Source organism: Dechloromonas sp. A34 (assembly GCF_026261605.1).
GTDB lineage: Bacteria > Pseudomonadota > Gammaproteobacteria > Burkholderiales > Rhodocyclaceae > Azonexus.
The window spans coordinates 1,422,606-1,445,341 of the sequence record NZ_CP102486.1; the positions used below are offsets into that span (position 1 = coordinate 1,422,606).

Annotated in this window: 22 protein-coding genes; 2 read left to right on the top strand and 20 right to left on the bottom strand. The window is 63.4% G+C overall.

Translation table 11 applies throughout. From position 1 onward, the window contains the following. Nucleotides 1-12 precede the first annotated feature (12 nt). Entirely contained in the window at nucleotides 13-4,440 is a 4,428-nt protein-coding gene (locus tag NQE15_RS07150; RefSeq protein WP_265947903.1) for a beta strand repeat-containing protein, read from the top strand. 75 nt (nucleotides 4,441-4,515) lie between these two features. Here the strand turns inward: NQE15_RS07150 and NQE15_RS07155 are convergent, their stop codons facing one another. The 11 genes from NQE15_RS07155 to NQE15_RS07205 form a co-directional block, all read right to left on the bottom strand. Next, entirely contained in the window at nucleotides 4,516-5,211 is a 696-nt protein-coding gene (locus tag NQE15_RS07155) for a Crp/Fnr family transcriptional regulator (protein ID WP_265947906.1), read from the bottom strand. Nucleotides 5,212-5,281: 70 nt separating this feature from the next. Further along, the gene (locus NQE15_RS07160) at nucleotides 5,282-7,120 is read right to left on the bottom strand and encodes a nitric oxide reductase activation protein NorD (RefSeq protein WP_265947908.1); all 1,839 of its coding nucleotides are present in this window, start codon (nucleotides 7,118-7,120) and stop codon (nucleotides 5,282-5,284) included. Nucleotides 7,121-7,122: 2 nt separating this feature from the next. Continuing rightward, on the bottom strand, nucleotides 7,123-8,094 hold the full coding sequence (locus NQE15_RS07165) for a 4Fe-4S binding protein (protein ID WP_265947911.1): 972 nt from the start codon (nucleotides 8,092-8,094) through the stop codon (nucleotides 7,123-7,125). Then, nucleotides 8,091-8,498, bottom strand: a complete 408-nt coding sequence (locus NQE15_RS07170) for a hypothetical protein (protein ID WP_265947913.1) — start codon at nucleotides 8,496-8,498, stop codon at nucleotides 8,091-8,093. Before NQE15_RS07170 ends, NQE15_RS07165 begins: the two co-directional genes overlap by 4 nt. After that, complete coding sequence (locus NQE15_RS07175; protein ID WP_265947915.1) at nucleotides 8,479-9,261, bottom strand: CbbQ/NirQ/NorQ/GpvN family protein; 783 nt, start codon at nucleotides 9,259-9,261, stop codon at nucleotides 8,479-8,481. Before NQE15_RS07175 ends, NQE15_RS07170 begins: the two co-directional genes overlap by 20 nt. Then, the gene (locus tag NQE15_RS07180; RefSeq protein ID WP_265947917.1) at nucleotides 9,258-9,524 is read right to left on the bottom strand and encodes a cytochrome C oxidase subunit IV family protein; all 267 of its coding nucleotides are present in this window, start codon (nucleotides 9,522-9,524) and stop codon (nucleotides 9,258-9,260) included. Before NQE15_RS07180 ends, NQE15_RS07175 begins: the two co-directional genes overlap by 4 nt. Further along, nucleotides 9,524-10,117 carry a cytochrome c oxidase subunit 3 family protein gene (locus tag NQE15_RS07185; RefSeq protein WP_265947918.1) on the bottom strand — a complete coding sequence of 198 codons (594 nt, stop codon included), beginning with the start codon at nucleotides 10,115-10,117 and terminating at the stop codon, nucleotides 9,524-9,526. Before NQE15_RS07185 ends, NQE15_RS07180 begins: the two co-directional genes overlap by 1 nt. A 386-nt stretch (nucleotides 10,118-10,503) precedes the next feature. After that, entirely contained in the window at nucleotides 10,504-11,238 is a 735-nt protein-coding gene (locus NQE15_RS07190) for an NF038132 family protein (protein ID WP_265947920.1), read from the bottom strand. Between the two features lie 561 nt (nucleotides 11,239-11,799). Next, entirely contained in the window at nucleotides 11,800-13,176 is a 1,377-nt protein-coding gene (locus tag NQE15_RS07195) for a cbb3-type cytochrome c oxidase subunit I (RefSeq protein WP_265947922.1), read from the bottom strand. 19 nt (nucleotides 13,177-13,195) lie between these two features. After that, on the bottom strand, nucleotides 13,196-13,624 hold the full coding sequence (locus tag NQE15_RS07200) for a c-type cytochrome (RefSeq protein WP_265947924.1): 429 nt from the start codon (nucleotides 13,622-13,624) through the stop codon (nucleotides 13,196-13,198). A 160-nt stretch (nucleotides 13,625-13,784) separates the two neighbouring features. Further along, a complete protein-coding gene (locus tag NQE15_RS07205) occupies nucleotides 13,785-14,903 on the bottom strand; it encodes a rhomboid family intramembrane serine protease (protein WP_265947926.1) in 1,119 nt (372 codons plus the stop codon). Nucleotides 14,904-15,040: 137 nt separating this feature from the next. On the opposite strand from NQE15_RS07205, the gene NQE15_RS07210 reads away from it, so the two are divergent. Then, nucleotides 15,041-16,288 carry an NYN domain-containing protein gene (locus tag NQE15_RS07210; protein ID WP_265947928.1) on the top strand — a complete coding sequence of 416 codons (1,248 nt, stop codon included), beginning with the start codon at nucleotides 15,041-15,043 and terminating at the stop codon, nucleotides 16,286-16,288. Nucleotides 16,289-16,341: 53 nt separating this feature from the next. Here NQE15_RS07210 and NQE15_RS07215 read toward each other — a convergent pair whose 3' ends face one another. The 9 genes from NQE15_RS07215 to hda all read right to left on the bottom strand — a co-directional run bounded on the left by NQE15_RS07215 (nucleotide 16,342) and on the right by hda (nucleotide 22,626). After that, nucleotides 16,342-16,842 (bottom strand): hypothetical protein, encoded by a 501-nt coding sequence (locus NQE15_RS07215; protein ID WP_265947930.1) that lies wholly within the window; start codon nucleotides 16,840-16,842, stop codon nucleotides 16,342-16,344. A 95-nt stretch (nucleotides 16,843-16,937) separates the two neighbouring features. Beyond that, nucleotides 16,938-17,321: an aspartate 1-decarboxylase gene (panD, locus tag NQE15_RS07220; RefSeq protein ID WP_323054955.1), complete on the bottom strand. Its 384-nt coding sequence runs from the start codon at nucleotides 17,319-17,321 to the stop codon at nucleotides 16,938-16,940. Between the two features lie 90 nt (nucleotides 17,322-17,411). After that, a complete protein-coding gene (gene panC / locus NQE15_RS07225) occupies nucleotides 17,412-18,236 on the bottom strand; it encodes a pantoate--beta-alanine ligase (RefSeq protein WP_265947934.1) in 825 nt (274 codons plus the stop codon). 4 nt (nucleotides 18,237-18,240) lie between these two features. Next, entirely contained in the window at nucleotides 18,241-19,059 is an 819-nt protein-coding gene (panB, locus tag NQE15_RS07230) for a 3-methyl-2-oxobutanoate hydroxymethyltransferase (RefSeq protein ID WP_265947936.1), read from the bottom strand. Beyond that, nucleotides 19,060-19,350, bottom strand: coding sequence for a DMT family protein (locus tag NQE15_RS07235; protein WP_416336532.1), 291 nt, complete (start codon nucleotides 19,348-19,350; stop codon nucleotides 19,060-19,062). It lies immediately after the preceding gene. 68 nt (nucleotides 19,351-19,418) lie between these two features. Next, a complete protein-coding gene (folK, locus tag NQE15_RS07240) occupies nucleotides 19,419-19,895 on the bottom strand; it encodes a 2-amino-4-hydroxy-6-hydroxymethyldihydropteridine diphosphokinase (protein WP_265947940.1) in 477 nt (158 codons plus the stop codon). Next, complete coding sequence (pcnB, locus tag NQE15_RS07245; RefSeq protein WP_265947942.1) at nucleotides 19,892-21,220, bottom strand: polynucleotide adenylyltransferase PcnB; 1,329 nt, start codon at nucleotides 21,218-21,220, stop codon at nucleotides 19,892-19,894. Before pcnB ends, folK begins: the two co-directional genes overlap by 4 nt. A 48-nt stretch (nucleotides 21,221-21,268) precedes the next feature. Then, entirely contained in the window at nucleotides 21,269-21,937 is a 669-nt protein-coding gene (locus tag NQE15_RS07250) for an HAD family hydrolase (RefSeq protein ID WP_265947944.1), read from the bottom strand. Continuing rightward, the gene (hda, locus tag NQE15_RS07255) at nucleotides 21,934-22,626 is read right to left on the bottom strand and encodes a DnaA regulatory inactivator Hda (RefSeq protein WP_265947946.1); all 693 of its coding nucleotides are present in this window, start codon (nucleotides 22,624-22,626) and stop codon (nucleotides 21,934-21,936) included. Before hda ends, NQE15_RS07250 begins: the two co-directional genes overlap by 4 nt. Between the last annotated feature and the right edge of the window lie 110 nt (nucleotides 22,627-22,736).

A 22,736-nucleotide genomic window follows, 5' to 3' on the forward strand; every position in this document is an offset into this window, starting at 1 on the left:
ACGCCGCTCGTGATGAGCGTCGCCGAGGATGCAGGCAACCCGTTCGGGGCCGTTGGCTCTCCCGTCTCCAGCTTAATCGGCGGCATCAGCGATGCCGACGGCGGCGCGCTGCAGGGGATCGCCATCGTCGGTAGCAACCTGACGCATGGTTCGTGGTACTTCACGACCGATAACGGCGCGAGCTGGCACCTCGTGGCGGCCAGCCCGTCGAGCTCGCTGCTGTTGGCCAACGATGCCAATACGCGCCTCTACTTCCAGCCCGACGCCAATTTCAACGGCACGGCGACGGCGGCGTTGACCGTACGGGCTTGGGACCAGAGCAGCGGTACGCCCGGGACCTGGGTCAATACTGTCAGCAACGGCGGCAATACGGCATTTTCCAGCGCCACCGATACCATCGACGTCCAGGTGACGGCGGTTAACGATGCGCCGATCGCCTTTGGCGCGGCGGCGCTGGCGCCGATTGCCGAAGACTCGACGAATCCGCCGGGGGCCACCGTGGCCGCGTTGTTCGGCGGGGCCGGCAATTTCCATGACAATACCGACCAGGTGGCTGGCGGTTCCAGCGCGAATACCTTTGCCGGCATCGCCATCAGTCAATACAACGCCATTCCGGCGATCGGCACGTGGCAATACTCGACCGACGGCGGGGCCTCCTGGATCGCCCTGGGCGATGCGACCCTGGCTTCGGCCGTCACCCTGCAGGGGACGGATCTTCTGCGCTTCGTGCCGGCCGCCAATTACAACGGCGACGCGACCCAGTTGCGGGCCAACCTGATTGAAAGCGGCGTCAGCATCACGAGTGGCGATGTCGTCAATCTGGTCGGCGCGACGGGCGGCACGACCCATTATTCGCAAAGCACGGTACTGCTCAGCGAGACCGTTACGCCGGTCGATGATCCGAGCGTTCTCGTGGCGGACAGCAGGACGGTTGCCGAGGACCATCCGGCGACCGGCAACGTGCTGACCAATGACAGCGACGTCGACAACGCCCTGAGCGTGGTGAGTTTCAGCGTGGGCGGTACGGCCTATGCGGTGGGAGCGGTCGCTACCCTGACCGGCGTCGGCACGCTGACCATGGCTACCAACGGCAGCTACACTTTCACGCCGGTCGCCAACTGGAACGGCACGGTGCCGACGGTGAGTTACACGACCAACACCGGTGGCGCCAGCACGCTCGATATCACCGTCACGCCGGTGGATGATGCCTTTGCCGACGCCAACGAAACCATCAGCGTCGCCGAAGATACGACCCTGACCGGCAGCGTGCTGACCGGCACGACGAGCGTCGATGGTCCGGTCACGGTGAGCAGCTTCACGGTGGCGGGTGTCGCCGGCAGCTTCACGGCCGGCCAGGCGGCGAGCATCGCCGGTGTCGGCACCTTGCAGATCAATGCCGATGGTGGCTACAGCTTCACCCCGGCCGCCAACTACAACGGTGCGGTGCCGATCGCAACCTACACGCTGAGCGATGGGTCGAGCGGCGACACCTCGACGCTGGCGGTTACCGTAACCCCGGTGAACGATGCCTTTAGCGATGCCGACGAAACGGTCAACATCGCCGAAGACACGATGCTGACCGGCTCTGTCTTGAGTGGTACGAGTAGCGTTGATGGCCTGGTGACGGTCAGCGGTTTCACGGTGGCCGGCGTCGCCGGCAGTTTCACGGCTGGCCAGGCGGCGAGCATCGTCGGCGTCGGCACGCTGCAGATCAATGCCGATGGCGGCTACAGCTTCACGCCGGCCGCCAACTACAACGGTGCGGTGCCGGTCGTTACCTACACGCTGAGCGATGGCTCGAGCGGCGATACCTCGACGCTGGCGATTACAGTGATCCCCGTGGTCGACGCCTTTGACGATGCCAACGAAACCGTCAACATCGCCGAAGACACGACGCTGACCGGCAGCGTGCTGAGCGGAACGAGCAGCGCCGACGGCCCGGTGACGGTGACTGGCTTCACGGTGGCCGGCATCGCCGGCAGCTTCGTGGCTGGCCAGGCGGCGAGCATTGCCGGGGTCGGCACACTGCAGATCAACGCCGACGGCAGCTACAGCTTCACCCCGGCCGCCAACTACGCTGGTGCCGTGCCGGTCGCAACCTACACGCTGTCCGATGGCTCGAACGGCGATACCTCGACCTTGAGCATCACGGTGACCTCGGACAATGACGCGCCGACTGTCGGCTCGGCGGCAATCAGCGTTTCGGAAGAGGGCGTGGCCGGTGGTATAGCCGATACGGCGGGCAGTCCGGGCGACAGCACCAATCTGGCGATCCGTTCGGGAACGATCGGCATTGCCGATTCCGACAGCCCGGTGACGGTCAGCCTGCAGGCGCCGACGGCGGCGTTGAGCGCCGGCGGTGTGGCAATCACATGGAGTGGTGCCGATAGCCAGATGCTCATCGGCTCGGCCGGTGGCATCGAAGTCGCCCGCGTGACGATAGATAACAGTGGAAATTACCAGGTCACCTTGTCGCAGGTGCTCGACCATGGCGTCGCCGGTAGCGAGGACAGCCTGAGCTTCAACGTCGGTGTCACTGCTAGCGATGGCGCGATGAGCGCCTCGGGGGCGATCGCGCTCACCGTCGAAGACGATTCGCCGCTCGCCACGTCCTCCGCGGTGGCGGTCGGCGGCACGGCGACCAACACCAATCTGGCGATCGTGCTCGACCTCTCGGGCTCGATGGACGATCCCAGCGGGCTGACCAACGCCACGCGTCTCGCTGTCACCAAGGAAGCGATCAAGGAACTGATCGATACCTACGATGGCATGGGCGAGGTGATGGTCAATGTCACGGTCTTCGGCTCGTCGGGCACCAGCGGGACCTGGATGACGGCGGCCAACGCCCTGCAATTCGTCACTGCCGCCCAGTCGTTCAGTTCCAGCGGCACGATGTACACCAACTATGATGCCGCCCTGGCCGCCGCCATGACGGCTTACGGCGGTGCCGGCAAGCTGAGCGGCGCCAATGTCCAGAATGTCCTGTACTTCCTCTCCGATGGTGAGCCGAATCGCGGCGACGGCAACAACACGGCGCTCACCAACACCAATGCAGGCAGCAGCGACAACGGCATTCAGGGGGTGGAAGAGACGATCTGGACCAACTTCCTGAGCAGCAACCACGTTAGTGCCTACGCCATCGGCCTGGGAACGGGGGTTACCACGGCCAACATGGACCCGGTGGCGTACGACGGGGTCAATGGCACGGGCCGCGATTCCTTGTCGGTGGCGGACCTCAATGACCTGAGTTCGGTGCTGGCGTCCACCATCGAGAGTCGCGTCACCGGGGCGATCATGATCGACGGGGGCGGTTCTGGCGGCTTCGGGGCGGATGGCGGCTATCTGGCAGCACTCACCTACGGCAACAACACCTTCAGCTTCGACGGTAGCGCGCTGACCGTCGGCGGCGCCGGCACGACGGCCTACAGCTTCGATGCGGCAAGCCATGTGCTGGCCGTGACGGCAGCCGGCGGCCCCTTCGTGGTCGACATGGATACCGGGGAGTACACTTACACCCGGACGCCGAGCAGAACGGTCCTCCAGGAGAGCTTCGGCTACACACTGACCGACCACGATGGAGATACTGCCGTGGGCACGCTGACCATCAACCTGCCGGATTACGATACGGCGCCCGTCGCTCGCGACGACCGGGTCGTGGTGGCCAGCGGCAGCGTCAGCTCGAATACAGTTACCCTCAAGGATGCTTGGCTGACCTGGAACGACAGCGATGCCGAGGCTGCGACGCTGACGGTGAGCGCGGTGAGCAACGCCACATCGCATGCGTCGAGCCAGGTTGTCGATGCGGTCAGTGCCAGCAGCGGCGGCAGCGGCGCCTTCTCCTACACGGTTTCCGACGGCGGGCAGACCAACGATGCGGCGGTCTCGATTACGACGGTGAACAGCTCTACCCTCAGCGGGACGGGGCTCGACAACATCCTCGTCGGCGATAGCACGGGAGAAACCATCCGCGGTTACGAAGGCAACGATGTGCTGGTTGGCAATGCCGGGAACGATACCCTCAGCGGCGGCAGCGGCATCGATCTGCTGATCGGTGGTACGGGCAACGACAGCCTGAGCGGCGGCATCGGCTCCGATACCTTCGCCTGGTCGCTGGCCGATCAGGGCACGGCAGCAACGCCAGCGCGCGACACGATCAGCGATTTCTCGGTGGCGGCGAAAGCCGACGGTGGCGACATGCTCGACTTGCGCGATCTGCTGCAGGGCGAGAACCACGCGAGCGGAACCGGCAACCTCACCGATTTCCTGCATTTCACCAGGTCGGGCAGCGATACCGTGATCGACATCAAGCCAACCGGCACCAGTGGCAGCGTGACCCAGCAGATCGTAATGAGCGGTGTCGACCTGACCGCCGGCAACACCCTGAACGATCAGGCGATCATTCAGGACCTGCTGACCAAGGGCAAGCTGCTGACTGACTGATTCCCGCGTTCGGCCAGCAAAAAGGGGCGATCTTGATCGCCCCTTTTTTCATCCTGCCGCGGTAAAGCGGAGGCTTCAGCCTTCGTGCTTGCGCAGGTTGGCGACGCTCGGAATATGGATCTTGCGGCCTTCGACGACGATCAGCCCGAGTTCGATCAGTTCGTGCAGGATGCGCGAGAAATGTTCCTGGGTCAGGTTGAGGCGGGAGGCGATGACGCCCTTGTTGGTCGGCAGCGTGATCGAGACTTTGACGCCGTCCTGGTCGGCCTCCGACAGTTCGCGCAGCAGGTAGCCGATGATGCGTTCCTTGCCGGAGTGCAGCGAATAGGATTCGACGTCGCTCATCAGCTGGTGCAGGCGCATGGACATGCCGGCCAGCATCTTGCGGCCGAACTTGTGATCGCGTTCCAGTTCGTCGAAGACGGCGGCCTTCGAGACATGCAGCAGCAGAGAATCGGTCAGCGCCTGGGCGAAGACGATATAGGGCTTTTCCATGAACATCAGCGCTTCGCCGAAACTTTGGCCCTGGCCGATGATCTCGACGACCTTTTCCGTGCCCTGGGCCGAGGTGAAAGCCAGCTTGATCTGGCCGTAGACCAGCAGGTGGAAACCGTTGCAGGGGTCGCCCTTGTGGAACAGGATGTCGCCCTTGCTGGCGTGGATTTCGCGGGTCGAGCGGGCCATGCGATTGATTTCTTCGGGAGCCAGGCCGTTGAACAGCGGAATGTGGGTAAGCAGTGCCTCGATGTTGATGGGGTGATTTGCCTGCATGGCTATGCCGTATAAAAGTGACCGGCGAATGGTGGCACCGACCTAGTTCGAGAGCAATAGATCCTTGGGCTTAATTCCTAGTCAATTGGGCGTAGAGCAGCGGCAGGCGGCGTGGCAGTTCCTCGGGTTTGCGGATGACGCAGAAGCCGGCCGGGCCGAACAGGTAGGGCAGGTAGCTGCCGGCCTCGCGGTCGATGGTGACGCAGAAGGGCATCAGGCCGAGGCGGCGGGCTTCGTAAACCGCCATTCGGGTGTCCTCGATGCCGTAGCGCGAGTCGTAGAGGTCGAGGTCGTTCGGTTTGCCGTCGGTGATGATCAGCAACAGGCGGCGCCCGGCCGACTGCTCGTACAAAATGCTTGCCGACTGGCGAATCGCCGCCCCCATCCGGGTATAGAAGCCGGGCTTGATGGCCAGGATGCGGGCGCGGGCAGCGGCGTCGTACTTGCCGTTGAAGTCCTTGAGCAGATGGAAGCGGATGTTCTGGCGGCGCAGCGAGGAAAAGCCGTAGATCCCGAAGCGGTCGCCGGTGGCGCTCAGGGCTTCGGAGAATAGCAGCAGGGAATCGCGGATCACGTCGACGATGCGGTGGCTGTCGGAAATCCAGGCGTCGGTGGACATCGAGAGGTCGGCCAACAGCAGGCAGGCCAGGTCGCGTTCGCAGCGGGCCTGGGCGAGGTAGCCGCCGGTTTCCGGGGTGTGCCCGGAGGCGCGGTCGGCATGGTTGCGGACGCAGGCATCGACATCGAGCTCCGAACCGTCGGGCTGGGCCTTCAGCCAGTGGCGCTGCGGCGCGAGGGCGGCGAACTGGCCGCGCAGCTTCTTGGCGGTGGCGGCGAGTGCCGCCGGCAGCTCGGCATGGCCAGCATCACGAGCGATCATCGGTCGTAACTGGCAATGCCGGGGCAGCAGCAGGCCCTTGCGGTAATCCCACTCGGGTAGCGCTAGGCCGGGGCCGATCGGTGTGTCGTCCTCGGCCGCCGAGGGCAGGTCGAGGTCGAACTTGACGCGGGAGACAGCGGTTTCGGCATCGCGGGTTAGCGACAACTGGTCGAGGTCACGCGCCGCATTCTTGGCATTAGGGTCTTCGTCGTCGTCATAGGCGCGGTTGACCCGCACGTACTCGGCCCAGGTCGGCAGGCTTTCGGCGCGGAACATGGCGAGCACCGGCGCCTTGTTGTCCGGGGCCTCGACCTGCTCGGCCTTGTGCGCCTCCTTTTCGGCTTCGGTGCTGCCGCTGCCTTCGGGCGGTAGATTGTCACCGGGGTCGGCGATCGAGCCGGCGACGCTTTCCTCGGCAGCGATCAGCCAGAGCAGCACGGGTTGCGGCGGCCGGGATTTTTTCGTGTTGAGCGGCGGCAGGCTGGCAACAGTGGCCGGGTCGCGCAAGGCCTGACGGATTGCGTCTTCCTGCGCCGCCTCGTCCGGTTGCAGTTTGGCCGGCTCGATGCGCTCGGCCAGGTGAGCGCTCACTAGCCGTTCGTAGCGCGGCCGTAGTCCGGGGTAGCGGGCGAGGGCGGCGCGGCTGGCGCGCTGGTTGCGGAGGAACCACGGTAACTCCGGCGCTACGTCGTTGGCGGCCAGCGCGGCCAGCCACAGGTAGAGGTCGCGGTTCAGCGCCTTCTCGGGGAAGGCCGCGATTTCCGGCGGCAGGCGCAGGGTCTGGGCATCGCGCCGGGCCTGGGCAACCTTTTCGCCGCTGCCGGCCAGCCGTTCCAGCCATTTGCGCCGGGCGCCGTGCGTTGCCGCGGTGGCGGCCGCGACCTTCAGGCCGGGGTCGCCGCCGAACGCGCGGAACAGGATGCCGGCCGTCTTCTCGACCTCGAGCAGCTTGACGGCGGCCTCCGGGTAATGGCCGGCGGCGGCCTTGGTGACCCAGTTGTGCCAGAGCTTTCCGACGAATTCTTCCATGGCTAGAGTTTGGCTCCCGCGTCTTCATCGGTATTTGATAGAACCGAAAAACGCGCTTCGTTGCGCCGCGCTTCGTCGTTGGCAACCCAGCGCAGCAGTTGTCCGTTCGGGTTGCTCTTGTTGACCGTGTCGCAGGCGGAAATGCACTGCCCGCACTGCGTGCAGGCGAACATCCAGCGTTTGACGTTGCGCGGCTTGAGGCGCATCGGGCAGACTGCGTCGCAGGCCGAGCCGTGGCCGTCGAGGCAGGTGGCGCAGTCGGTAAGGCGTTCGCGTTCGAAGCCGACAACCATCGCTTTCTTGTTGCCGATCCAGGCGAAGCTCTGGAAGATGCCGACGGCGCAGGCGTAGCGGCAGAACAGGTGGCGGGCGAAGAGGAATTCCAGGCTGAGCACCGTGGTCGCGGCGCTGAGAAAGATCACTTCGCCGCGGTAGAGCGAGAAGGTGAATAGCCCGTGGTACACATGGAACGGCGGCATCAGGTAGGTCAGGCCGACCACCGCCCAGGCGAAGGCAAAGGCGATGGCAGCGGGGACGACGAGCAGCCAGTAGCGCTTGTCGCGCACGGCCGGGCTACCGTCCGGTTCCCAGGGTGGCGTCTGCTTCCTGTCCCAGACCGAATGCTTGCCGGTAGCGCGCAGCATCAGCCGGTTGATGGTTTCGACCACCGAGAAATGCGGGCACAGCCAGCCGCAGTAGAGCCTGCCCCATTTCCAGGCAATGCCGATGACCAGCAGGGCGGCGCCGAGCAGCGGCAGGAAGAGGTAGAGCAGGATATTGATCGCCGCCGCCGATGGATCGCCGGTGCCGGCGATCAGTTCGTCGATGCCGAGATGCCAGGGCAGGGTCAGGAAGTAGGCGTGCTTCTCGACCAGGTCGTAGCGGAAGAGGTCGAAGATCGGGGTCAGCGTGAACAGAGCGAAGAAGCCGATCTGCGTCAGCGCCCGGTAGCGCTGCAGGGCGGGTTTGGTCATTGGAGCGAGGGGCCGATCAGCGGGTAGCGCCAGATTTGGCCGGCCATGGCCTTGGCCAGGCCGAACATGCCGAACATCACCAGCGTCGAGTGGATGCAGGTGAAATAGAGGATGACGACGACCCAGGTCCATTCCCAGTGCAGGCCGCCGATGGCGAGAAAAAGGGCGCTCAGCGAGACGATCAGGATGCCGCCGTAGAGGCTGACGAAGGTCGCCTGCTTGAGGTGTTGCCGGGCGAGCGGCGGGGCGCTCGCCTTGTGCTTCTGCCACAGCCAGAGCAGCACGCCGAAGGCGATTCCCGGCGCCACCAGCAGGTTGGCCAGGAACAGGCTTTCGGCGAGGACGGCCAGGCGTTGGCCATCGGCTGCCGGCTTGTCGGCAGAATCAGCGGCCGAAAGTGGCATTGACGATTTCCATGAGCGCCTCGACGGTTTCCTCGTCGTCGGTCAACGTTTCGACCAAGGCGGCGCGGCAGGCGGCGGAGACATCGAAGCCGGACTTGATCAGCGTTGCGGCATAGACCAGCAGCCGGGTGCTGGCGACTTCCTCGAGGTCGCGGTCCTTGAGGGCGCGGAAGGCCTTGGCGATGCCGACCAGGCGCTTGGCGAGATCGGCGTCGCAGCCGGTTTCGCCGATCAGGATGGAGATTTCGCGCTCGGCGCCAGGGAAGTCGAAGCGCATCGAGACGAAGCGCTGGCGGGTCGAGGGCTTCAGGCCCTTCATCAGGTTCTGGTAGCCGGGGTTGTAGGAGACGACCAGCATGAAGTTGGCCGGCGCTTCCAGGGTCTCGCCGGTGCGGTCGATGGGCAGGATGCGACGGTCGTCGGCCAGCGGGTGGAGGACGACGGTAGTGTCCTTGCGCGCCTCGACCACTTCGTCGAGGTAGCAGATACCGCCTTCGCGCACGGCGCGGGTCAGCGGGCCGTCGCACCAGTAGGTGCCCTTGTCGGAGATCAGGTGGCGGCCGACGAGGTCGGCGGCGGTCAGGTCGTCGTGGCAGGCCACGGTATAGAGCGGCAGCTTGAGGCGCGCCGCCATGTGCGAGACAAAGCGCGTCTTGCCGCAACCGGTCGGGCCCTTGATGAGCAGCGGCAGGCGTTCGCGGAAGGCATGCTCGAAGAGCGATATTTCGTTGCCGGACGGTTCGTAGAAAGGCAGGTCGTTCATTTGAGAGACATCCAGTAAGCCAACAGAATCAAGCCGGAGACGAGGATCAGCCAGCCTTCGAGCAGCAGCCGCCACATCAGCGGCGCGCTGCGCAGTTCCATGAAATCGAGAATCACCAGCCGGCCCTTGACGAAGGCGATGACCAGCATGGCGACGATGGCCGAGGTGCCGGCGGCGCCGACTTCGCCAAGATACCAGGTGGCGGCAGTGGCGGCGATCAGCACCAGCCAGGCGCGGTGGGCGGGGTTGCTCAGGGCATTCATCAGCGCATCACATAAACGAGGGGGAAAAGGATGATCCACAGCAGATCGACCATGTGCCAGTAGGCCGCGCCGCTCTCCAGGCCGTGCGCATTGTGGCTGCCGTAGGCGCCGTTGCGCGACTGCACCCAGAGCACAGCGAGGATCACCATGCCGAGGATGACGTGCATGAAATGGAAGAAGGTCAGCGAGATGTAGAACATGTAGAAGGTGTTGGTCGACAACGAAATGCCGGCCCCGAACTTTTCCGCGTATTCGAAGATCTTGACGGCCAGGAAGCCGCCGCCACAGAGAAAGCCGAGGGCAATGTTGCGCGAGATGGCCTTCTGGTCATCGCGATGCGCCGCCTGCACGGCGAGCACGACGAACCACGAACCGGTGATCAGGAGCAGGGTATTGAGCGCCCCGGCATTGCGGTCCAGCGTCTGCTGATAGGTATTGAACAGCTCGACATCGTGGGCGCGGGCGAAGGCGTAGGAGGCGAAGAACACGGCAAAGGCCAGCATCTCGGCCAGGATGAAAAACCAGATCGCGAGATCGCCGGGCAGGCGTTTGTCGATGGGTGGTGCAACGAGTGGGGCGGCAAGCGTAGTCATGCGGTCGATGATAGCGACGCCGGCCGGTCGGTAACTTGATCTGCAATAAGAATGGAAAGCAAAGTTTGCAGTGCCGCCACGGGTTGCCTGGCCCGACGAAAAGGCCAAATACCCGGTAATTTTCGAGCCTTTCGTTGCCTCCTGGAAACCGACCGCCAGGCCGACAGGCCGAGCTATCTGTCGATCTTCTACCGGTGCTTTGACCGGCAGTGGAAGGGCAAGACAGTTAGCCTGCGCTAGAAAATCGGGGGCGAAAAGCAGAAGCGAAGTTGACTATTTCAGCCACAACAAAGAAAAACGCCTCGCTGATGCGAGGCGCTTTTTGCCGGAAACCTTAGAACGCCTTTACACGATCTGAGACCCCGGCCTTGTTGTCGCTAAAACAGTCAGGATGCCTTGCGGCGGCGCAGGGCGCCCAGGCCAAGCAGACCAAGGCTCAGTAGCGCCAGGCTGGCCGGCTCGGGAACCTGGTTGGGGTCGATCGGGTTGCCACCAACCAGGATGCCGTCGATCGCAAGGCCGGTATTGAATGCCGTGTCGCTCCAGTTCACGACGCCGAAGTCGAGATAGTAATTGCCGTCGGCCAGGATTTGATAGGTCGACTTCACCCAACCGGTATAGCCACAGCCGGTGGCCCAGCAGCCTGTACCGACTGGCGACCAGGTGGGGGCGCCGGGAACCACGGTGACAGTGGTGGGATCCATGGTGGCGGCAATGGCAGGCATGCCAAAGCCGGGAACGGTGTTGCCACCCGGGGTGGTGCGGGCAGTAAACAACAGGGCTACCAACGAGTTGTCAGCGGCATTGAACAGGCGAGACCAGGCATAGTCGGCAAAACCGGCGCCATCGGTCGTCACGAAATTGAAGTGGTACTGAAGGGAGGTGCCCGCTGTAGCGGCAAAATTGACGGAGCGCAGCACCGTACCGTTGGTTTCGCTGCCAAGGCCGAGGCCAGCCTGCGAGGGGGCATTAGTGGTTGCAACATAGAGATAGTTGCCACCGTCGGGCGATGCAGTTACCACGCCATCGGCGCCAAGTTCGCCGCAGGTGCCGGTACAACTCCAGCCGGCCGGGAGGGCCGATGCGGTGCCGGAAAAGGCCAGCGCGGACAGTGATAGCAAGGACGTAAGCCCCAGATTGATTGTTGAACGCTTGAATAGACTCATTTTTGTTGCCCCCTTTTGATGAAAAGTAGAAACCAAAGCGAAAAACATGAGGGAGTGTGCTGTTGATCTTTCCCTCGGGACTTCAACCGCTCCGGATTTGCGAGGTATCAAGCACTTAACGTGCCAATATCGAATCGGTGGATTGTATGTGCGTTATTTCAATGGCTTGCGATTTTTCCTTGGTGATTCATTCCAATGGGTTTGAGAAAATTTTGCGTGGCATGTAAGAGTTTCCGACAGTTCACTCTCGTTGAGTTGTATTCACTGGTCTGACCGTAAGCGACCTTTCACTGACCATCCCTCGCGCATGCAAGGCCCGCTGCGCGTCACGGAACAATATCGGTTACGCCAAGCGTCCTGCATTGATCATCGCCAACGACTAACATCCAGGTGCTTGTTGACGGCGCTGGTGTGGGCAAGTCTGCTCGGCAGGGGGGCAGCCCGTGTTGGAAAAAGGGGCGAAAAAAAGCGCGGGTCTCACGACCCGCGCTTGAAGTACAGCTAGGAGGAATCCTCTTAAGCGGCCTTTTCGTCCTTGCCGCCGACGAAGAAGCTGATCAGGTAAATGATCAGGCCGATCAGGAAGAACACGCCGGTAAATTCACGTGCCCAGTAGAACAGCGCGATCTTGTCCTGCGCCACCATGAAGGGCAGCGGAGAGTCGGAGGCGCGTTGCAGCCAGACCTGCAGGATGCCGGCGGCGGTCAGGAACAGCGTGATGAAGACCATGGCGATGGTCATCAGCCAGAAGGCCCACATTTCCATCACTTGCGACTTGTTGCTGTTGGCAGCACGGCCGCGCAGGATGGGCATGGCGTAGGAGATCATCATCAGCACGACCATGGCGTAGGCGCCATAGAAAGCCATGTGACCGTGAGCGGCGGTGATCTGCGTACCGTGCGTGTAGTAATTCACCGGAGCCAGGGTGTGCAGGAAGCCCCACACGCCGGCACCGAGGAAAGCCATTACACCGGTGCCCAGTGCCCACAACACGGCAGCCTTGTTCGGATGCTCGCGGCGGCGACGGTTTACCATGTTGAAGGCAAAAACGGTCATGGCGAAGAACGGGATCGGTTCCAGGGCGGAGAAGATGGAACCCCACCACTGCCAGTATTCCGGCGTGCCGATCCAGTAGTAGTGGTGACCCGTACCGATGATGCCGGTGATCAGCGTCAGGGTAACGATCACGTACAGCCACTTTTCGATGACTTCACGGTCGACGCCGGTCGTCTTGATCAGCACGAAGGCCAGGAACGAACCGAGGATCAGTTCCCACACGCCTTCCACCCAGAGGTGCACCGTCCACCACCAGAAGAACTTGTCGAGAACGACGTTCACCGGGTTGTAGAAGGAGAACAGGAAGAAGACGGCCAAGCCCCACAGACCGATCATCAGCACCATGGAAATGGCGGTCTTCTTGCCCTTCAGCATGGTCATGGTCAGATTGAACAGGAAGCCGAGCGCGACGATGACGATACCGAGCTTGGTCGGCAGCGGCTGTTCGAGGAACTCGCGGCCCATGGTCTCGATGATGTTGTTGCCGGTCAGTTCAGCCAGGGTGGCATACGGCACGGCCAGATAGCCGACGATGGTCGCGGCACCGGCCACCAGGAAGGTCCAGAAGAGGATCAGCGCCAGTTTCGGGCTGAACAGCTCGGTCTCGGATTCTTCCGGGATCATGTAGTACGCGCCACCCATGAAGCCGAAGAGCAGCCACACGATCAGCAGGTTGGTGTGGACCATGCGGGCCACGTTGAAGGGAATGGCCGGGAACAGGAAGTCGCCGATCACATACTGCAGGCCAAGAATCAGGCCGAACAGGATCTGACCGACAAACAGGCCGATAGCCGCGATGAAGTAGGGTTTGGCAACCGCTTGCGATTTGAATTGCATGTTCAGTGTCTCCTCTCGATCAGCCTTGGTCGTTGGGCGGCCAGTTGGCATCGTTGATCGAATTGACGTGCTTCAGGAAGGCCACGATGGCATTCAGCTGCTCGTCGGTGAAGTTGAACTGCGGCATGCTGCGGCGACCCGGGATGCCCTCTTTCGGACGGCTCTGGATGAAGGCCTTGACGCCCTCGTCGCCGTAGCGAACGATGACATTGGCCAGTTCCGGTGCGAAATAGGCACCTTCACCCATCAGGGTGTGGCAGCCGATACAGTTATTTACTTCCCACAGCTTCTTGCCCTCGGCGATCTGCGGCGTGATGTTCTGCCGCATGTCGCGTTTGGGAAGTTGCGAGTGGGTGTCGAATGACAACGCCAGGAACAACAGGAAGAAGAAAACCGTCCCCCCGTAGAAAATGTTCCGCGCCATCGATTTGGTGAACGCGCCGCTCATTGTTTTCCCCCTTTCGGAAATTGTTTGGCGAGGCGATGTTATTTCCGAGTGCTCTGCTGGGGCTTTGATGTCCGCTAAAAAACGAAAGGCGGCGCAAATTAAAGTTGACCGCCGCACTCGGGAAATCGGCGCTTGCCAGCTTGTAGCGGACTCTGGCGTTTCAGCGGGGCTGGATGGCGGGTTTTCCCTGCGGAATGAAGGCCGGCCCGCTCGGGGCTGCGCGCTTCGGGCCGAACAGGCTGCGCGCGCGCAACTGGTTGGTCAGCGCCTGCGCGTGGTCGCGGCGTTGTTCGCTGTAGCCGAGCAGTGACTCGACCTGGGCTGTCGACGGGGCGGCCGGGTCGAGCTTCAATTGCGACAGTTGCTCGAAGCTGTCCGCGTAAGGTTCGCTGATCTCGCGTTCGATGCGGTTGGCCAGTTCCTGGAGCGACTCCGCATGCAGCCGTTCGTCCTCGACGATCTGCTGCCAGCGGGCCTGGATGCGCGCTTCGCGATCGATGAATTCGCGAATCTCCTGGTGGGCGGCGACTTCTGCACTCCAGCGGTAGCTCGGTTTTGGAATGTGCATGACCAGGCCGCCGACGGTGACGGCGAGCAGCAGGCCGCCGGCGCATCGCCCCTGCCATGACCACGGCGCCGCATCGCGCAGGGGGCGGCCGAGCAGCATGCCGAGCAGGAGGCCGGCGATCAGGCCGCCGATGTGGGCGCTGTTGTCGATGCCGGGGACGAGCAGGCCGAGCGTGATGCTGATGCCGGTGAAGGCGCTGGCCGCCCGGAACAGCCAGCGGAATTCCTGGGGTTCGAGGCTGCTCCGCTCCAGCCAGAGAAAGATTAGCAGGGCGCCGTAGATCCCGAAGATGGCCCCGGAGGCGCCGCCGGAGATCGCCTGGTTGCCCTGCGTGACCAGCGACAGAAGATTGCCGGCCAGGCCGCTGCCAAGATAGATCGCGATAAAGCGCCCGTGGCCGTACATGCGTTCGACCAGTTGGCCGGCATCCCACAGCGCCCAGAGGTTCATGGCGATGTGGAACAGGCCGAAATGCAGGAACAGGGCGCTGCCCAGCCGCCACCACTGGCCGTCTTGCGTCGCCGGCCCGAAGTTGGCGCCCCACGCCAGTTGGACGCCGGCGTTCGAGTGCCAGAGGCCGGCACCGGCATTGAGTGTTAGCAAAAAGACCACGACATTGGCGGCGATCAGCAGCAGCGTGACCGGCACGCGGCGGCGCCGGGCGTGCAGTTGGTCGTGAAGGCTGAGCGGGAAGTGGGGCGAGTTGGGCATGGGGGCTGGTGGTTCGGCGATTCGCCATGATACCGGCCAGCGGTTTGCACTGGTGCCGGAAATGGCGATGGACAAATCGTCGGTTCGGGCTACGACGGGCAGGTATACTTCATATTCCTGACTACCGATTGAGACTCATGGCCGCTCCCTCCGACACCGCCAGCATGGCGCTTTTTTGTGACTTCGAGAATGTCGCCCTCGGCGTGCGCGATGCCCAGTACGAAAAGTTCGACATCAAACCGGTGCTCGAACGCCTGCTGGCCAAGGGCAGCATCGTCGTCAAGAAGGCCTATTGCGACTGGGATCGCTACAAGGCCTTCAAATCGGCGATGCACGAAGCCAATTTCGAGCTCATCGAAATCCCGCACGTCCGCCAGTCCGGCAAGAACTCGGCCGACATCCGCCTCGTCGTCGATGCGCTCGACCTCTGTTATACCAAGTCGCATGTCGATACCTTCGTGATCATCAGCGGCGATTCCGACTTCTCGCCGCTGGTCTCCAAGCTGCGCGAAAATGCCAAGCGGGTGATCGGGGTCGGCGTCAAGCAGTCGTGCTCGGACCTGCTGATCGCCAACTGCGATGAATTCATCTATTACGACGACCTGGTGCGCGACCGCGAAGGCCATCGTGGCGGAGCGCGCCGCGAAAACCGCGAGAACGTCCGGCGCTCGCCGGAAGAGGAGAGCAAGCGGCACGAGAAGCTCGAAGAGCGCAAGGCCAAGGCCATCGAACTCGCCGTTGCAACCTTTGCCGACCTCATTGCCGACCGCGGCGATACCGAGCGGATCTGGGCTTCGGTGCTCAAGGAAGTCATCAAGCGGCGCAACCCGGGGTTCAACGAAAGCTATTTCGGCTTCCGCAGCTTCGGCAACCTGCTCGAAGAGGCGGCCCATCGCGGGCTGATCGGCTTCGGGCGGGACGAAAAGTCGGGTGCCTATGTGACCCGCGTGCAAAGCCGGGCCAGCCAGCCGGAAGAGACAAGCGGCGCGGTGGCGACCATCGAGCCGATGGCTGAGCCGAAAACCGAAACCGCTACCGAGCCGCAAGGCGCCGCGCCGCAGAACTCGCGCCGGCGCGGTGGCCGTCGCTCGCGCAAGGAAACCGTCGAGCGCGGCGTCGAGACCGTGGTCGTCGAGGCGGTACCCGTCGTATCGCCCGAGGCTCCCGCTCCTGAAGCGGTGCTTCCCGCTGCTTCGAGCGAAGAGGCAGTCTCGGCGAAAGGCCGCCGCCGAGGCGCCCGCCAGCCGCGCAAGGAGAAGGAAGAGTCTGTGGCGCTGGCGCCGGAGGTCGTGGTCGCTCCGTCTGCGGTTACCGCTACGCCAGTCGTCGACGCGCCGAAGCCGCGCAAGCCGCGCAGTCGCAAGCCGAAGGCGGCGACCGAATAATTGCGATTCGGAGAGGGCGAAACGGGTTCGCCCTCAGTCGTGCCGCACAGTTCCTAGATAACGGCCAGCAGCTTGGTGCGCAGGGACTCGGCCTCGCGCTTGCCTTCGCGCGACATCACGATGGCGTGATACCACTCGTCGTAGAGGTGACGAAGGGTGCCGTGGTCTTGCGCATTTTCGATCTTGTCGAGCAACGAACTGGTGCCGAGTGCTCCGACAAAGGCATTCAGTGTGTTCATCATGAAATTGCGCGCGTGTTGCATGCGAATCGGGTCGGGTGTTGCCGGCAGTTCGCCGAAGGCGGTGATCGAAGGTAGCTGGGCGGGCGGGGTGCCGGCTTTGCCAGTGTCGCTGGCGACTTCGATATAGCCGTCCTCTTCCAGCAGGCCAAGTGTGTGCTGTAAGTCGTCGGCCTGCAGCATGCTGCGCAGTTCGTCGACCGTGCGCTTGCCGTCGATCATGATCAATACCCGCCGCTGGCGCGGCGTCAGGCCGCCCGCTTTGGTCGATATTTCATCCTGGCCTTTGGGGGTTTTTGCGAATGCAACGCCCATGGTTTGTCTCCAATGCTTATATATTTTGTGGGGCATTGTACCCAAAAAAGAAAACCCGCCGAGCGGCGGGTTTTTCGTGGCGAGCGGAGCGCGAATCAGGCGGCAGCCTGGGTCGGTATCTTGTGCCCGCGACGGGTGATGCGGTTTTGCGAATCGACGTAGATCAGTTCCGGCTCGTACTTGGCCAGTTCGATCTCATTGTAGACGGCGAAGGTGGCGATGATCAGGATGTCGCCCGGCGCAGCACGGCGCGCAGCCGAACCGTTGACCGAGATGACGCCCGATCCGCGCTCAGCGCGAATGGCATAGGTGGTGAAACGCTCGCCATTGTTTACGTTCCAGATATCGATCTGTTCGTATTCCTTGATGTTGGCCGCCTCGAGCAGGTCTTCATCAATGGCGCATGAACCCTCGTAATGCAGGTCGGCGTGAGTCGTCGTCACGCGGTGCAACTTGGATTTCAGCATGGTTCTCTGCATGGTTTCACTCATCCAGAAAGTTGGGGGAAGCGCATTGTAACGACAATGGCCCCCCTGTCAACGGGTGTAATTATGAATGCTGCAACCGCGTTAAATCTCAATGTTATCAATGAGCCGCGTTGCTCCCAGTCGACTGGCGGCAAGCGCCACCAGCGGGGCTTTTTCGCCTTTTGGCGGCGACAGGTCGGCCTGTTGCCGCACTGCAACATAATCGGTCTTCCAGCCCGCCGCAGCGAGCTCAGCGAGGGCGGCGTTCTCGAGCTTGATGGTGTCGCGCTCGCCGGCCCGCACGGCATCGCGGATTTCATTGAGCAGGCGATAGAGGCGGGGCGCTTCGGCGCGCTCGGCGGCGCTCAGGTAGCCGTTGCGCGAGGAAAGCGCCAGGCCGTCTTCGGCGCGTACCGTTTCGCCGCCGATGATGGCGATCGGCAGGGCCAGTTGGCGGGCCATGTTGCGGATGACCATCAACTGCTGGTAGTCCTTCTTGCCGAACAGGGCGGCCCGCGGCTGGACGATGTTGAACAGCTTGAGGACGACGGTGGCGACGCCGCGGAAATGGCCGGGGCGGAATTCGCCATCGAGAATGTTCTGGATGGCCGGCGGCTCGACGACGTATTCCTGTGGCTCGGGGTAGAGGTCGGCCTCGGTCGGCGCGAACAGCACATCGACGCCGGCGGCGGCCAGCTTGTCGCAATCAGCCTGGAAGGTGCGCGGGTATTTGTCGAAATCCTCGTTCGGGCCGAATTGCAGGCGATTGACGAAGATCGAGGCGACCACGGTGTCGCCGTGGGCCCGGGCCTGTTCCATCAGGCTGATGTGGCCGGCGTGCAGGTTGCCCATGGTCGGCACGAAAACGACGCGGCCGCGCCCCTGGAGCGCCGACCGCAGGTCGGCGATGCGAGAATGGATGTGCATGGTATTAGGCGGCGTAGGTGTGTTCGGGGCCGGGATAACTGCCGTCCTTGACGGCGGCGACGGCACGGGCGGCGGCGTCGGCGATGCTGGTCGCGCCGTCCATGAAGTTCCTGACGAACTTGGCCTTCTTTCCCGGCGGGATGTCGAAGGCATCGTGCAGCACCATGACCTGGCCGGAGCAGTCCTTGCCGGCGCCGATGCCGATGGTGATGATGGCCAGGCTGGCGGTGACTTCGGCAGCGAGCACGGCCGGAATGGCTTCGAGAACGACCATCGTCGCCCCGGCATTCTGCAGGGCCAGCGCATCATCCTTCAGGCGTTGCGCGGCAGCTTCGCCCTTGCCCTGGACCTTGTAGCCGCCCAGCGCATGCACTGACTGTGGCGTCAGGCCGACGTGGCCGCAGACCGGGATGCCGCGGTGCACGAGAAATTCGACGGTCTTCGCCATATCGAGCCCGCCTTCAAGCTTGACCATCTGGGCGCCGGCCGCCATCAGCGTCACAGCGTTGCGGAAAGCCTGTTCCGGCGATTCCTGATAGCTGCCGAAGGGCATGTCGGCGATGATGAAGGGACGGTCGCTGCCGCGCTTGACGGCGGCGACGTGGTAGGCGATGTCGGCGACGGTGACCGGCAGGGTCGTGTCGTGGCCTTGGATGACGTTGCCCAGCGAGTCGCCGATGAGCATCGATTCAACGCCGGCGCCGTCGAGCAGACGGGCGAAGCTGGCGTCGTAGCAGGTGAACATGACGACCTTCTCGCCGGCCAGGTAGAGCTTGGCGAGGTCGGCCTGGGTCAGGCGGCGGGTGATGGTTTGGGCAGACATTCAAGTCCTGAAAACGAAATAGACGGCGCCTAGGATACACAGAGCGGCCCACAGATAGTCAAGCTTCAGTGGCTGCTCCATGTAAAAGACGACGAAAGGCACGAAGACGACGAGGGTAATGACTTCCTGCAATATCTTGAGCTGGCCGAGGCTCATCTCGGTGTTGCCGATGCGGTTGGCCGGCACCTGGATCAGGTATTCGAATAGCGCGATGCCCCAGGAAATCAATGCTGCGATCCACCAGGGTTTCTCGTTGAGATGCTTGAGGTGCGAATACCAGGCGAAAGTCATGAAGACGTTCGATAGCGCCAGCAACACCACCGTCTGCCAGAGCACGGGGATGTGGAAACCGAACAGGTTCACAGGAGGACGATGCCCTGGTTGGCGACGGCCGGCAGCCAGGCGGCAATGCGGCCGCGCCCGGGGATGATCAGGTCGGGTGCTAGTTCGGCCAGCGGCTGGAGCACGAAGGCGCGCAGATGCAGGCGCGGGTGGGGGAGGGTCAGACGGGGCAGGTCGACGAACTGGTCGTCGTAGAGCAGCAGATCGAGATCGAGTGTGCGCGGGCCATTCTTCTCGGCGCGAATGCGGCCGAAGCGCTGTTCCACCTCGAGCAGTGCATCAAGCAGCGCTTCCGGGGCGAGCGTGGTTTCCAGCATGGCTACCGCATTGACGAATTCCGGCTGGTCAAGGATGCCGACCGGCGCCGTGCGGTAGAGCGAAGAGCAATGCACAACGCGGCTCTCGGGCAGGTTGGCCAGGGCACCGAAGGCGGCGCGGATGGTGCTCGCCGGATCGCCGAGATTGGCGCCCAGCGCGACGTAGGCAATGTTCATTCAGCAGCCGGGCCGGCCGGTTTCTTGCGTTTGCGCCGGCGCTTCTTGTCGCCGGCCTGTTCCGGGACCAGCATGGTGGCGCGCTCTTCGCCTTCGACATTCTGGAAGCGTGTCCACCACTCGGCCAGTTCCCGGTCAATCTCGCCGGATTCGGCGCGCAGGACCAGGAAGTCGTAGCCGGCGCGGAAGCGCGGCTGTTCGAGCAGGGCGTAGGGGCGCTTGCCGGCGCGCGCTTCGAAACGCGGCTGCAGCGCCCAGATGTCCTTGATGTCGCCTGCGATGCGGCGCGTGATGGCGAGCTTTTCGCCCTGCGTGTCGAGCACGGTATCCATCGCCTGGTAGAGCGCCGGAATCTTCGCCTCGCCCTTGGCCTTGAGCTTTTCCCAGTGGGCCAGTACTTCGTGCCAGAGCAGCGTCGCGAACAGGAAACCGGGCGAAGTGCCCTTGTTGCGGCGGACGCGCTCGTCGGTGTTGGCCAGCGAGAGCATGACGAACTTCTCGCCCATCGGCTGTTCGAGGATGACATCGAGCAGTGGCAGCAGGCCGTGATGCAGGCCCTCGTCGCGCAACTGGGTGATGCATTTGACCGAGTGCCCGGAGGTCAGCAGCTTGAGCATTTCGTCGAAGAGGCGGGCCGGCGGCACGTTTTCGAGGAGCACGGCCATTTCGCGGATTGGTTTGCTGGCCGCCGGATCGATCATCAGGCCGAGCTTGGCGGCGAGGCGCACGGCGCGCAGCATGCGCACCGGGTCTTCGCGGTAGCGGGCGCGCGGCTCGCCGATCATGCGCAAGGTTTTCTGCTTGAGGTCGCCGACGCCGTGGTGGTAGTCGATGACCGCTTCGGTCGCCGGGTCGTAATACAGCGCGTTGGCCGTGAAATCGCGGCGGGCGGCATCCTCGGCGTGGCTGCCGAAGACGTTGTCGTGCAGCACGCGGCCATGTTCGTCGGTCTTCGTCTTCTCGTCGAGCAGGCCGCGGAAGGTGGTCACCTCCAGCGTTTCCTGACCCATCATCACATGAACGATCTGGAAGCGGCGGCCGATGATGCGCGAGCGACGGAAGGCGCGGCGTATCTCTTCCGGCGTCGCATCGGTGGCGATGTCGAAATCCTTGGGTTCGGCGCCGATCAGCAGGTCGCGCACGGCGCCGCCGACGACGTAGGCCTTGTGGCCTTGCTCCTGCAGGGTTTCGCAGACGCGGCGGCTACCGCTGCTGATGCGGTCGCGGGTGATGCCGTGGGTGGAGACGGGAATGACAGCGGGCTCGTGGTGGCTGGGCTGGGACTTCTTGCCGCCAAAGACGCGGGAAATGAGTTTGCGGATCACGGATTACCGTTCAGGAGCGCTCGGGAGCGTTGCGGAAAAAGCCGGATTCTACCGCAAAGCGATGATTTTCCAGCCCAATTGACTGGCGTGCTGGCGCAGTTTGTCGTCGGGATCGACGGCGACCGGAGTCTTTACCTTGCCCATCAGCGGCAGGTCGTTGTGCGAGTCGCTGTAGAAGTAGCTGTCGGCGAAGCTGCCCCACCACAAGCCGAGCGATTCGAGCCAGGCTTCGACCCGTTCGATCTTGCCTTCGCGGAAGGACGGCATGCCGCGCGGGCCGCCGGAGAAGGCGCCGTTCTGCATGTCGACCGCCGGCGTCGTGCCGATCAGGTGCGGGATGCCGAATTCGCGGGCGATCGGGCCGGTCACGAAGCTGTTGGTGGCGGTGACGATGGCGCACAGGTCGCCATTGGCCAGGTGCTGGTCGACCAGCGCCCGGGCCGGCTCGCCGATGATCGGGCGGATGTGGCGATCCATGTACTCGCGGTGCCAGGCATCGAGTTCGGCGCGCGGGTGGCGGGTCAGCGGGGCGAGCTGGAAGATCAGGAATTCGTAGATGTCGAGCGTGCCGGCCTTGTACTGCTCGTAGAACTGGATGTTCCTGGCTTCCTGCAGTTCGCGGTCGACCACGCCTTTGGAAATCAGGAACTGCGCCCACTCGAAGTCGGAGTCGCCGGTGAGCAGGGTATTGTCGAGGTCGAAGAGGGCGAGGTTCATGCGTTGGCTTCCAGGTTGAGCAATTCGCGCAGCAGCGGCAGCGTGACCGGGCGTTTCTGCTCGAGGGTGTATTGGTCGAGGGCGACGACCAGCATCGACAGGGTGCGCATGTCGCGCGGCGCATGGCGGAGCAGGTAGTTGATCGCCTCCGGCGACAGCTTCAGGGCGCGCTCCTTGGCCTGCGCCGCAATGGCTTCCGCCTTTTCGGCGTCGGACAGTGGCTGCAGGCGGTAGATCAGGCCGGAGCCGAGGCGGGTCCGCAGATCTTCGCGCAGCGCCAGGTGGGCCGGCGGCTGCGGGGCGGCGGTCAGCAGCATGCCGCCGGCCATTTTCAGGCGATTGAAATGATTGAACAGCGCGATCTGGCCATCGGCGTTCAGTTCATCGACGTGATCGACGGCCAGTTGCCCGCTGGCGGCGGCCTTTGCCAGCCCGCGGTCGATTGCCGCATCGACGTAGGTGAAACCGCTGGCCAACAGTAGATGGGAGCAGCCGGAGCCGGCTTCGCCCCACAGGCAGAACGAGGTTTCGGCGCGCGTTCCGGCCAGCCAGCCGGTAAAGGCGGTCAGGGTTTCGGCATTGCCGCCGGGCACGAAGTTATCGAGCGTGGGCGGACTATCTGGCAGCAAATCGAGAATCAGCTGGCGCATCGGGGAGGCGGTATGAAACAGGGTGGGCGATTTTAGCATTTGTCCTGAAATCGGCCCGGCTTTCACCCGCCGGGATGTACCCGGTTAGGCGGCGGGTGGCGAGTATGCTGCCGGCCAGTGCCGGGAAGGGTTTCCGATTCGCTCGCCGC

What these genes read in the sequence shown, in the direction of transcription:
- hda (WP_265947946.1), bottom strand. Translation starts at nt 22,626, where the DNA reads ATGCTAAAATCGCCCACCCTGTTTCATACCGCCTCCCCGATGCGCCAG.
- NQE15_RS07170 (WP_265947913.1), bottom strand. Translation starts at nt 8,498, where the DNA reads ATGCCACTTTCGGCCGCTGATTCTGCCGACAAGCCGGCAGCCGATGGC.
- NQE15_RS07210 (WP_265947928.1), top strand. Translation starts at nt 15,041, where the DNA reads ATGGCCGCTCCCTCCGACACCGCCAGCATGGCGCTTTTTTGTGACTTC.
- panB (WP_265947936.1), bottom strand. Translation starts at nt 19,059, where the DNA reads ATGTCTGCCCAAACCATCACCCGCCGCCTGACCCAGGCCGACCTCGCC.
- NQE15_RS07155 (WP_265947906.1), bottom strand. Translation starts at nt 5,211, where the DNA reads ATGCAGGCAAATCACCCCATCAACATCGAGGCACTGCTTACCCACATT.
- NQE15_RS07235 (WP_416336532.1), bottom strand. Translation starts at nt 19,350, where the DNA reads ATGACTTTCGCCTGGTATTCGCACCTCAAGCATCTCAACGAGAAACCC.
- NQE15_RS07175 (WP_265947915.1), bottom strand. Translation starts at nt 9,261, where the DNA reads ATGAACGACCTGCCTTTCTACGAACCGTCCGGCAACGAAATATCGCTC.
- panC (WP_265947934.1), bottom strand. Translation starts at nt 18,236, where the DNA reads ATGCACATCCATTCTCGCATCGCCGACCTGCGGTCGGCGCTCCAGGGG.
- NQE15_RS07200 (WP_265947924.1), bottom strand. Translation starts at nt 13,624, where the DNA reads ATGAGCGGCGCGTTCACCAAATCGATGGCGCGGAACATTTTCTACGGG.
- folK (WP_265947940.1), bottom strand. Translation starts at nt 19,895, where the DNA reads ATGAACATTGCCTACGTCGCGCTGGGCGCCAATCTCGGCGATCCGGCG.
- NQE15_RS07205 (WP_265947926.1), bottom strand. Translation starts at nt 14,903, where the DNA reads ATGCCCAACTCGCCCCACTTCCCGCTCAGCCTTCACGACCAACTGCAC.
- NQE15_RS07195 (WP_265947922.1), bottom strand. Translation starts at nt 13,176, where the DNA reads ATGCAATTCAAATCGCAAGCGGTTGCCAAACCCTACTTCATCGCGGCT.
- NQE15_RS07215 (WP_265947930.1), bottom strand. Translation starts at nt 16,842, where the DNA reads ATGGGCGTTGCATTCGCAAAAACCCCCAAAGGCCAGGATGAAATATCG.
- NQE15_RS07180 (WP_265947917.1), bottom strand. Translation starts at nt 9,524, where the DNA reads ATGAATGCCCTGAGCAACCCCGCCCACCGCGCCTGGCTGGTGCTGATC.
- NQE15_RS07185 (WP_265947918.1), bottom strand. Translation starts at nt 10,117, where the DNA reads ATGACTACGCTTGCCGCCCCACTCGTTGCACCACCCATCGACAAACGC.
- NQE15_RS07250 (WP_265947944.1), bottom strand. Translation starts at nt 21,937, where the DNA reads ATGAACCTCGCCCTCTTCGACCTCGACAATACCCTGCTCACCGGCGAC.
- NQE15_RS07165 (WP_265947911.1), bottom strand. Translation starts at nt 8,094, where the DNA reads ATGACCAAACCCGCCCTGCAGCGCTACCGGGCGCTGACGCAGATCGGC.
- panD (WP_323054955.1), bottom strand. Translation starts at nt 17,321, where the DNA reads ATGCAGAGAACCATGCTGAAATCCAAGTTGCACCGCGTGACGACGACT.
- NQE15_RS07150 (WP_265947903.1), top strand. Translation starts at nt 13, where the DNA reads ATGAGCGTCGCCGAGGATGCAGGCAACCCGTTCGGGGCCGTTGGCTCT.
- NQE15_RS07160 (WP_265947908.1), bottom strand. Translation starts at nt 7,120, where the DNA reads ATGGAAGAATTCGTCGGAAAGCTCTGGCACAACTGGGTCACCAAGGCC.